Annotated in this window: 9 protein-coding genes and 1 pseudogene; 7 read left to right on the forward strand and 3 right to left on the reverse strand. The window is 68.2% G+C overall.

The window, feature by feature from the left end; all coding sequences use genetic code 11:
• The 7 genes from AC1D01_RS10335 to AC1D01_RS10365 form a co-directional block, all read left to right on the forward strand.
• Window positions 1–423: NAD-dependent epimerase/dehydratase family protein (locus AC1D01_RS10335; RefSeq protein ID WP_477865947.1), on the forward strand; the 423-nt coding region annotated here is incomplete at its 5' end.
• 3 nt (window positions 424–426) lie between these two features.
• Complete coding sequence (locus tag AC1D01_RS10340; RefSeq protein ID WP_477865948.1) at window positions 427–987, forward strand: serine O-acetyltransferase; 561 nt, start codon at window positions 427–429, stop codon at window positions 985–987.
• Window positions 987–1,973, forward strand: a complete 987-nt coding sequence (locus tag AC1D01_RS10345) for a phytanoyl-CoA dioxygenase family protein (RefSeq protein ID WP_477865949.1) — start codon at window positions 987–989, stop codon at window positions 1,971–1,973. Before AC1D01_RS10340 ends, AC1D01_RS10345 begins: the two co-directional genes overlap by 1 nt.
• A 19-nt stretch (window positions 1,974–1,992) precedes the next feature.
• Complete coding sequence (locus AC1D01_RS10350) at window positions 1,993–3,009, forward strand: WaaS/CpsH family glycosyltransferase (protein WP_477865950.1); 1,017 nt, start codon at window positions 1,993–1,995, stop codon at window positions 3,007–3,009.
• Window positions 3,006–3,986, forward strand: coding sequence for an NAD-dependent epimerase/dehydratase family protein (locus AC1D01_RS10355; protein WP_477865951.1), 981 nt, complete (start codon window positions 3,006–3,008; stop codon window positions 3,984–3,986). Before AC1D01_RS10350 ends, AC1D01_RS10355 begins: the two co-directional genes overlap by 4 nt.
• Window positions 3,983–5,035: an MraY family glycosyltransferase gene (locus AC1D01_RS10360; RefSeq protein WP_477865952.1), complete on the forward strand. Its 1,053-nt coding sequence runs from the start codon at window positions 3,983–3,985 to the stop codon at window positions 5,033–5,035. Before AC1D01_RS10355 ends, AC1D01_RS10360 begins: the two co-directional genes overlap by 4 nt.
• A 4-nt stretch (window positions 5,036–5,039) precedes the next feature.
• Window positions 5,040–6,944 carry a polysaccharide biosynthesis protein gene (locus tag AC1D01_RS10365; RefSeq protein WP_477865953.1) on the forward strand — a complete coding sequence of 635 codons (1,905 nt, stop codon included), beginning with the start codon at window positions 5,040–5,042 and terminating at the stop codon, window positions 6,942–6,944.
• Here AC1D01_RS10365 and AC1D01_RS10370 read toward each other — a convergent pair.
• From AC1D01_RS10370 to AC1D01_RS10380, 3 genes and pseudogenes are all read right to left on the reverse strand, one after another.
• A complete protein-coding gene (locus AC1D01_RS10370) occupies window positions 6,932–7,747 on the reverse strand; it encodes a nucleoside-diphosphate sugar epimerase/dehydratase (RefSeq protein WP_477865955.1) in 816 nt (271 codons plus the stop codon). The two genes, AC1D01_RS10365 and AC1D01_RS10370, sit on opposite strands and share 13 nt — an antisense overlap.
• A gap of 39 nt (window positions 7,748–7,786) precedes the next feature.
• Window positions 7,787–8,371: pseudogene (locus AC1D01_RS10375) on the reverse strand (sugar transferase); the annotation flags it as partial.
• Between the two features lie 5 nt (window positions 8,372–8,376).
• Complete coding sequence (locus AC1D01_RS10380; protein WP_477865954.1) at window positions 8,377–9,546, reverse strand: DegT/DnrJ/EryC1/StrS family aminotransferase; 1,170 nt, start codon at window positions 9,544–9,546, stop codon at window positions 8,377–8,379.
• Window positions 9,547–9,711: the final 165 nt, after the last annotated feature.

Below are 9,711 nucleotides of genomic sequence, written 5' to 3' on the forward strand. Positions count from 1 at the left end.
CGGCAGAACCTTGAGATCCCCATCTACGAGGACGGCGAGGAATCGCGCGACTTCGTCCACGTGGACGACGTGATCGAGGCGCTGTGTCGCGTGCTGCAGGCCGAGCTGCCGGCCGGCACCACGCTCAACGTGGGCAGCGGCGTGGCCACCTCGGTGAGCACGCTGGCCCGCACGCTGCTCGAGGTGTCCAGGCTCGCAGTGCCGGTGCGCGTGACGGGGCAATACCGGGTGGGCGACATCCGGCATTGCTTCGCCGACCTGTCGCGCGCACGGGCGCTGCTCGGCTTCGAACCACGGCTGTCGCTGAGCGACGGCCTGCAGCGTTTCGTCGACTGGGCGCGCACGCAACCCGTCTACGAAGACCAGTCGGCCCGCGCCACCGACGAACTGAAGAAGATGGGCCTGACGAACGCGTCGCGCTGATCCATGGACCCGATCGACACCTCCCGCCTGTCGGGGTTGCTGCAAAGCGACCTCGAACGCTACTTCTTCTACAACGGGCAAGCCGGCAGGATCCCGCGCAAGCGCGACCTCTGGCGCAATTTCCTGATCCCGCGCTGCGCGCCGGTGGCGATCTACCGGCTGTCGAGCGCGTGCCAGAAGAAAAACTGGAACGGCAGCGCCAAGCTGTTGACCTGGCTCAACTTCTACCTGCACGGCGTCGAGATCAGCTCGCGCTGCGACATCGGTCCCTACTTCTACATGCCGCACGCGAACGGCGCCGTCATCGGCGCCACGTCGATCGGCAGCCATGCCGTGATCTACCACCAGGCCACCCTCGGCGCCAAGACCATCGAGTACGCCGACGACGGTCGCCCGCGCGTGGGAGACCGCGTGCTCATCGGCTCCGGCGCCAAGGTGCTGGGCGGCATCACCATCGAAAACGACTGCCGCATCGGCGCCAACAGCATCGTCATGACCAACCTGCCGCAGGGTTCGCTCGCCGTCAGCCCGCAGGCCCAGATCATCCGTACAGGAGCACTCTGATGTTTTCCATCTCCACGCCATCAGGCGACAAGATCAGCATCCCGGCCTCCGCCGGGGAAGACAATCCGTACTTCCGGCCCGACCAGCTGGCCGAGGCCGCGAGCTACTTCCATGACCAGGGCTACGTCGTCATCCGCGGCGGCGCCCCGGCCGAATTGTGCGACCAAGCCCGCGCGGCCTTCGCGGGCCAGATCAAGAAGTACCCGGATTTCCTCTACCGCCAGACCGGCGGCAACCCCGAGCGGAACCGCTTCAACGACCGCTCGTTCGTGATGAACCCGATCCTGAACGTGCAGGACGTTCCCACCGCGACGCTCGGCGACTTCCGCAAGAAGGCTCTCAAGACCATCTGCAACGACCAGGTCAAGGCCTTCCTGCGCACGCTGTTCGGCGAAGACCCGAAGCTCGTGCAGTCGATGTATTTCGAAGGCAACTCGCAGACCTGGCCGCACCAGGACACCTACTACCTCGACAGCGAGAAGATCGGCACCATGGTGGCCGCCTGGTATGCCGTCGAGGACATCCAGCCCGGTGCCGGCCGCTTCTTCGTCTACCCGAAGAGCCACCTGATCGATCTCGCCAAGAACGGCGGCGACTTCGACGTCGCGTTCAACCATGACCGCTACAAGAAGCTGATCGTCGAGATCATCCGCGACCATCGGCTCGAATGTCGCGCGCCCGCGCTGCAGAAAGGCGACGTGCTGTTCTGGCATGCGCGCACCATCCACGGCAGCCTGGAGACGCTGCAGCCCGATTTCAGCCGCTCGTCGCTGACGGCGCACTTCATCCCGTCCTCGCACCGCTTCCTTCAGTTCCAGTCGCGCATCAAGCCGTTGAAGAACACCGATTTCGAAGGCTGGTCGGTGCACCACCCGAAGTCGCTCGACAGGCTGCGCAACCGCGCCATCCTGTTCTTCGAAACCAGCTTCCCGAAGTCGTTCCAGCGCGCCAAGTGGCTGACGGTCAAGCTGCTGGTCACCAAGTGATCAGGCAGGGAGAGGGGGCATGAAGCGCCTCGACGGCCAGCGCGTCCTCCTGGTCGCGCCGCGCTTCTTCGGCTACGACAAGGACATCGGCGGCGAGATCTCGCGGCGTGGCGCGCAGGTCGACCTGCTGCCCGATCGGCCCTTCGATACACCGCTGATGACGGCACTGACGCGCCTGAGCCCGGCCCGCGTGCTGCCCGCCGCCGACCGGCTGTACGAGCGCCTGCTCGCCGGCTTCGGTGCGCGCCACTACGACACGATCCTGGTCGTCAACGGGCAGACGCTGTCACCAGTGACGCTGCGCCTGCTCCGCAGCCGCTTCCCGACGGCACGCCGCGTGCTGTACATGTGGGATTCAGTCGACAACCGCCGCGGCGTCATCGACAACCTGCGGTTCTACGACGACACCTTCAGCTTCGATCCGGCCAGTGCCCGGCAATACGGCATGCGCCTGCGGCCGCTCTTCTTCTCGAGCGGCTTCGAGCGCCCGCCGGCCGGCGGCTTCGAACACCACATCAGCTTCGTCGGCACGGCGCACACCGACCGTTTCGCCGTCATCGACCGCCTGCGCCAGACCCTGCCGGCCGGCCTGAACGCGTACTGGTACCTCTACCTGCAGGCCCCGTGGGTCTACCATGCCTACCGGCTGTCGAAGCCGGCCATGCGCCGCTCGAAGCGCGACGACTTCCGCTTCGCCCCGCTGGACAAGGCCACGCTGCAGTCGGTGTTCTCGCGCTCGCTGTCGGTGCTCGACATCGAGCACCCGCGCCAGCGCGGGCTGACCATGCGCACCTTCGAGACCATGGGATCGCACAAGAAGCTCATCACCACCAACGCGCAGGTGCGCGACTACGACTTCTACCGCCCCGAGAACATCTGCGTGATCGACCGTGCGGCACCACGCGTGCCTGCCGGCTTCTTCGAGTCGCCGTTCGTGCCGGTGGGCGAAGCCTTGTACCGCCGCTACAGCCTCGCTGGATGGGTCGACGAGGTGCTCGGCGACACGGCGCCAGCCGCCTCGGAGCAGGCCGCATGATCCGCCGCGCCCTCGTCACCGGAGCCAGCGGCTTCATCGGCACCCGCCTCGTCGACCGCCTGCTGCGCGACGGCATTCCGGTCGTCGCGCTGTCGCGGCGCGGCAGCCGCCGCCCGGGCCTGGCCGCGGACATCCGCGTGGCCGACTATGCCGATGCCGGCGCGCTGCAGGCGGCCTTCGCCGGTGCGCAGGTCGTCTTCCACCTCGCGGCGCGTGCGCACCAACTCGGCGAAGACACCGCGGCACCCTGCATCGACGAGCGCTACCGTGCCGCCAACGTCGACAGCGCCGTCGCCGTCGCGCAGGCAGCACGCGCGGCAGGCTTGCAGCGTGTCGTGCTGGTCAGCTCGATCGGCGTCAACGGCAACGCGACCAGCGGCCGACCGTTCAGCGCCGACGACCGGCCGAACCCGATCGAGCCGTACGCGAAGAGCAAGTGGCTGGCCGAGCAATCGGTGGCGCAGGCGCTGGCCGAAGGCCCGACCGACTACGTCATCCTGCGTCCCCCGCTGGTCTATGGTCCGGGCTGCCCGGGCAACTTCCTGAAGCTGATGAACCTGGCCGCGCGCGCTCCGCTGCTGCCGCTGGGCGGGTTGCATGCGCCCCGCACCCTGATCGGCGTCGACAACCTGGTGGACGCCCTGCTCGTGGCGGGCGCACACCCGCAGGCATCGCGGCGCACCTTCCTGGTCGGCGACGCCCGCGACACCGACGTCGGCGAGATCCTGCGGACGCTGGTGCGAGGCTGCGGACGTTCGTCGCGCGCCGTGGTCGACGTCCCGGTGTCCTGGCTCGCTGCGCTCGCCCGCATCGCCGGCAAGGCCGACACCTGGAACAAGCTGGCTGCCAGCCTGCAGGTGGACGGCAGCGAGTTCCAGCGGGCGACCGGCTGGCAGGCCCCGCAAGACCCCGTCGACGGCCTGCTGGAAGCCGCCCGCCACCACCGGACGAACCATCGCGACTCCTCCTCTCCATGAACGCCACGATCCTCCTCTGTTTCGCGCTGGCCGGCGGCCTGGTCGCCTGGGGGCTCACTGCGGCCGTCAGGCGCTATGCGCTGGCGTCGCAGCTGCTTGACCTGCCCAATGAGCGCAGCTCGCACCAGGTGGCCACGCCACGCGGCGGCGGCGTCGCGATCGTGACGTCGTTCCTGGCCCTCACCGTCATCGCCTGGCTGCTCGGCATGATCGACGCGCGCTTCTTCGCGGCGATCGTCGGCGCCGGCACGCTGGTGTCGGTGCTGGGCTTCGTCGACGACCGCTCGCACCTGCCGGCCCGCTGGCGCTTCCTCGGGCATGCCGCGGCAGCCGCCTGGATCCTCGCGTGGATGGGCGGCATCCCGCCGGTGCCGGTGTTCGGTACCCGCATCGACCTCGGCATCGCCGGGCTGGTCGTCGCCGGGGCCTACTTGGTCTGGTCGACCAACCTGTTCAACTTCATGGACGGCATCGACGGCATCGCCAGCATCGAAGCCATCACCGTGATGGTGGCCGCAGGTGTCCTGTGGATGCTGTACGCCCCGGGTTCCGGTGGACCGGTGCCAATCCTGCTCGCAGCCTGCGTCGGCGGCTTCCTGGTCTGGAACTACCCGCCCGCCCGCATCTTCATGGGAGATGCCGGCAGCGGCTTCCTCGGCATCATGGTCGGGCTGCTGTCGCTGTGGTGCGGCCACATCCTGCCGCACCTCTTCTGGAGCTGGTTCATCCTGTACGGCGTGTTCATGGTCGATGCGACGGTGACGCTGGTTCGCCGTGTCAACCGGCGTCAGCCCTTCTACCAGGCGCACCGCAGCCACGCCTACCAGTACGCGTCACGCCGCCTGCGGTCGCACCGCAACGTGTCGCTGGCGATCGGGGCTATCAACTTGGCATGGTTGCTGCCGCTGGCCTGGCTGGTCGCCGAAGGGCGGCTGGACGGCGTAGCCGGCGTGGTCATCGCCTATGCCCCCCTTGCCTGGCTGGCCTTCAAGTTCAAGGCCGGCGACGCCGCGGCGCAGGATGGCGCCGCAACCCCGCACCGGAGCTGAGCCCATGTTGCGATCCGCCCTCGGGCATTACCTGTCCCAGCTGCCGCCACGCGCCAAGCTGGCGCTGATGATCGGCGGCGACGCCTTGTTCCTGCCACTGTGCGTGATGGCATCGGTGGCGTTCCGGCTCGGCTCGCTCGGCAATGCACTGCAGACCTCGCTCGACATCCAAGTCATCCTGGGCCTGCTGACCCTGCCGGTGCTCGGCGTGGCAGGCCTGTACCGAACCGTGGTGCGCTACATCGACGTGCGCGTGGTCGCCGCCGCCAGCGGATCGCTCGCGATCGTCGTGCTGATGGTGTTCCTGCTGGCGCTCGCGCTGAACGTCCACGTGCTGCCGCGTTCGTCGCTGCTGATCTACTGGTTCGTCGCGTTCACGTACGTGATCACCTCGCGCTTCATCGCGCGCCAGCTGCTGCGCCAGGGCCTGAAGCGGGCCGGGCTGCCGCGCCTGCACACCGCGATCTACGGGGCTGGCGACGCCGGAGCGCAGCTCGCGCAGGCCATGCAGTTCAGCACCGAGTACAAGGCAGTGTGCTTTCTGGACGACCGGCCCGATCTGCACCGCAAGACGGTTGCCGGGTTGAAGGTCTACGCGCCGGAAGACCTCGCACGGGCGATCGAGCGGCACGACGTCGCGCAGATCGTGCTGGCCATCCCGTCGGCGACGATGCAGCGCAAGCGCGAGATCATCGAAAGCCTCGAGAAGGCCGGCCTGCCCATCAAGCTGCTGCCCGGCCTGGTCGACATGGTCAACGGCCGCGCCGACGTCTCTGACATCCGCGAGGTCGACGTCGCCGACCTGCTCGGGCGCGATCCGGTGCCGCCGCAGGCGGCGCTGTTCGCCCGCAACATCTCAGGCAAGGTGGTGCTGGTCACCGGGGCCGGCGGCTCGATCGGCGGCGAGCTGTGCCGCCAGATCGCGTCGCAGAACCCGAGCCGCCTGCTGCTGCTGGACCATTCCGAATTTGCGCTCTACTCGATCGACCAGGAACTTCGGCAGCTGCATCCTTCGATCGACATCGTCGCGTGCCTGGGCTCGGTCCTCGACGAAACGCTGTTGTCCCGGCTGCTGCGCGAGCACGGGGTGCAGACGATCTACCACGCGGCCGCCTACAAGCACGTGCCGCTGGTCGAAAGCAACATCCAGCAGGGCCTGCGCAACAACATCGTCGGCGCGCAGGTGCTGTCGCGCGCCGCGCTGTCGTCGCACGTCGAGACCTGCGTGCTGGTCTCGACTGACAAGGCCGTGCGTCCAACCAACGTAATGGGGGCGTCGAAGCGCGCGGCGGAACTGATCTTCCAGGCCGCGGCCCACCGCAGCGGCAGCACGACCTTCTCGATGGTCCGCTTCGGCAACGTGCTGGGCTCGTCCGGCTCGGTGGTGCCGCTGTTCAAGCGACAGATCCGCTCGGGCGGGCCCATCACCATCACCCATCCAGACATCATCCGCTACTTCATGCTGATCCCCGAGGCCGCGCAGCTGGTCATCCAGGCCGGGGCGATGGCGCGCGGCGGCGAGGTGTTCGTGCTCGACATGGGCGAGCCGGTGCGCATCGCCGACCTGGCCCGCTCGATGATCCGGCTGTCGGGCCTGACCGAACGCACCGAGACCCAGCCCGATGGCGACATCGAGGTCCGGTTCGTGGGCCTGCGCCCCGGCGAAAAGCTGTTCGAGGAGCTGCTCATCGGCAACGAGGTCGTCCCGAGCGGGCATCCGCGCATCATGTGCGCCCGCGAGCGCTACATCGATCCGATACTGCTCGACAAGATGATCGAATCGCTGAAGGTAGCCTGCGACAGCAACGACATCGACGGCATGCTGCGCCAGGTCCGCAACCTGGTGCCCGAGTACCGCTCGGCCGACGAAGTCAACCGCGAAGCGGCGGCCTCGCTTCAGGCACGCTGACCGCCGTCGCCATCCGGCGCGGGTTGCAGCGCACTGTGGCCGGGCACGGTGAGCACAGGCAGGCCCGTCTGCTTCGCCAGCGCAATGGCATGCTCGCGCTGCCCCTCGGTGGCACCCGGCATGGCCACGATGACATGGGTGGCGCCCGAGCAGATGTGCGGGCGCGTCACTTCCGACAACGAACCGAGGACGGGGATGCCGGCAATGCGCTGGCCCCGGTTGGCCGGATCGTCATCGAGCAACGCGAGGACGTACCACCCGTCGCGCAGGTGGATGCCGGCGATCAGACGGCGCGCGGCATCCCCCGCCCCCATCACGACGGCGCGGCGCTGCTCGGTGCCGGCGCCGTTCACGCGCGCCCGCGCGTGTTCGCCGATCCCCCGATAGCTCATGCGCACCAAGCTGAGCGCCACCACGGTGAACAGCGGATGCAGCAGCAAGACCGCCCGCGCGACGGCACTCAGTTGCGCCATCAACACGACCACGGCGCTGCCCATGCCCGCCAGCATGCAGGCGGCCAGGATCCGCTTGAAGTCATCGAAGCCGAAGAATCGCCACAGGCCGCGGCGCGCACCTGTCAGGCCCAGGCAGGCCAGGTAGGCCAGCACGACGCCAAAGGAGACATAGTCGTCGTACCAGGGCCGCCCGGGCTGCCAGCGCTCGAAGCCCAGCCGGAACAGATAAGTCGCATGCCAGCACGCCAGGATGACGACCGCGTCGACCGCAGTGGCCACCCAGGCGCGCCTGGGATCGAGGGTCGACATCGCTTCATCGAGCCACACCCACAGTTTGCTGTCGTTCATGGGAAGAAATCTCCTCGTTGAGGACAAGGGGGGCAGGAACACCGTGCTCAGCGTGAGCCCCAGCACGCGCAGGTCATGGCCGACGTTGGCGTTGTCCACGTACTCCAGCGCATATTGCAGCTTCGACGGCAGGATCACCTCCAGGTACTGCCGTTCCGGGTCGCGCGCCTGCGTCAGCAGGTCGTTCTCGTTGCGGTAGTGCAGCGAGGCCATGTCGGTGATGCCCGGGCGCACGCTCAGCACGCGTTCGCGCGTGGCGGGCGGGTAGTGCTCGACGTAGCGCGGCACCTCGGGTCGGGGCCCCACCAGGCTCATCGTGCCGCGCAGCACGTCGATCAGCTGCGGCAGCTCGTCCAGCTTGTACTGGCGCAGGAACCCGCCCGTCCGGGTGATGCGGGCATCGCCGGCAACCGTCAGCTGCGGCCCGACGGGATGTTCGGCATGCGTCATGGTCCGGAACTTGAAGATCCGGAAGTGGCGGCCGTACCGACCCACCCGCACCTGGCGGAAGAACACTGGGCCGGGCGAGTCGAGCTTGATGCAGGCCGCCGCCAGCAGCAGCAGCGGCGAGAGGAGCAGCAGGYCCAGCGCCGCCGCGACGATGTCCAGCCCCCGCTTCAGCACAGGGCTCAGCCGAGCGCGTCGGCCACCGCCGCGATCACACGCTGGGTGTCCGATCCGGTCATCTTCGGATAGATCGGCAGGCTGACCAGGCGCTCGTAGGCGTGCTGGCTTCTCGGGAACTGTTCCGGCCGCAGGCCGTAGCGGTCGCGCCAGTAGGGTTGCAGGTGCAGCGGGATGTAGTGCACGCTGCAGCCGATGCCGGCCGCGAACATGCGCTCGATGAAGGTATCGCGCTGCAGCGGCGCCKCATCGGTGAGACGCACCACGTAGAGGTGCCAGGCGTGAATTTCACCGGCAGCCGCCGCCGGGGGCAGCAGCAGCGRCAAGCCGGCGAGGCCCGTGTTGTAGTGCTCGGCAATGGCGGCGCGGCGCTGCTGGAATTCATGCGCCCGCTTCAGCTGCTGCAAGCCGAGCGCCGCCGCCAGGTCGGTCAGGTTGTACTTGAAGCCGGGCGCGACGATCTCGTAGTACCAGCTCGGCACGCTCGCGGTGAAGCGGTCGTAGGCGTCGCGGCTCATGCCGTGCAGGCGCATCACCTGGATGCGCTTGGCCAGGGCGGCATCGCGCGTCACCACCATCCCGCCCTCGCCGGTCGTGATGGTCTTGTTGGCGTAGAAGCTGAAGACGGTCAGGTCGGAGTCGAGCGTTCCGACCAAACGGCCCGCCGACGTCGTCGGCAGCGCATGCGCCGCGTCCTCCACCACCTTGAGCCCGTGCCGCCGCGCCAGCGCCAGCAGTGCGGGCATGTCGGCCGCCAGCCCGCCGTAGTGGACTGGGATCACGGCCTTGGTCCTGGGCGTGATGGCCCGTTCGACCGCTTCGACATCGATGCACATCGTGGTCGGGTCGAGGTCGACGAGGATGACGTCGGCGCCGAGGTAGCGCACGACCTCGGCCGTCGCGGTGAAGGTGTGGGTGGTGGTGATGACTTCGTCGCCCGGGCCGATGCCCAGGGCCTCGAGCGCCAGGTGCAGACCGGCTGTCGCCGAATTCACCGCCATCGCATGCAGGCCGGGGTCACCGAGAAAGTCGCGGAAGGCCTCCTCGAAGCGCTTCGTCTTCGGTCCGGTGGTCACCCAGCCCGAGCGCAGCGTGTCAACGACCTCGGCGATCTCCGCCTCCCCGATCTCGGGCAGCGCGAAGGGCAGGAAAGGCAAGGGGCTGGAGGACTTCATGTCAAGCGGTTCAGCAAGGGGCGTGGAGAGGCGCGGCACGGCAGTTTAGGGCCAGCGGGTCCCCGGCAGGCTCACATGACCTGGGGGCAGGTGACTGAACGCTTCAATGCGACAGTCGTGATCGATCACGACGCCGACGTCGACGATCACGCCCCGCCCCAGATG

The organism is Rhizobacter sp. P3_B12, assembly GCF_056402895.1.

Excerpts from the sequence above, each read along its gene's own strand:
- AC1D01_RS10340 (WP_477865948.1), top strand. The coding sequence starts at position 427 with ATGGACCCGATCGACACCTCCCGCCTGTCGGGGTTGCTGCAAAGCGAC.
- AC1D01_RS10345 (WP_477865949.1), top strand. The coding sequence starts at position 987 with ATGTTTTCCATCTCCACGCCATCAGGCGACAAGATCAGCATCCCGGCC.
- AC1D01_RS10350 (WP_477865950.1), top strand. The coding sequence starts at position 1,993 with ATGAAGCGCCTCGACGGCCAGCGCGTCCTCCTGGTCGCGCCGCGCTTC.
- AC1D01_RS10355 (WP_477865951.1), top strand. The coding sequence starts at position 3,006 with ATGATCCGCCGCGCCCTCGTCACCGGAGCCAGCGGCTTCATCGGCACC.
- AC1D01_RS10360 (WP_477865952.1), top strand. The coding sequence starts at position 3,983 with ATGAACGCCACGATCCTCCTCTGTTTCGCGCTGGCCGGCGGCCTGGTC.
- AC1D01_RS10365 (WP_477865953.1), top strand. The coding sequence starts at position 5,040 with ATGTTGCGATCCGCCCTCGGGCATTACCTGTCCCAGCTGCCGCCACGC.
- AC1D01_RS10370 (WP_477865955.1), bottom strand. The coding sequence starts at position 7,747 with ATGAACGACAGCAAACTGTGGGTGTGGCTCGATGAAGCGATGTCGACC.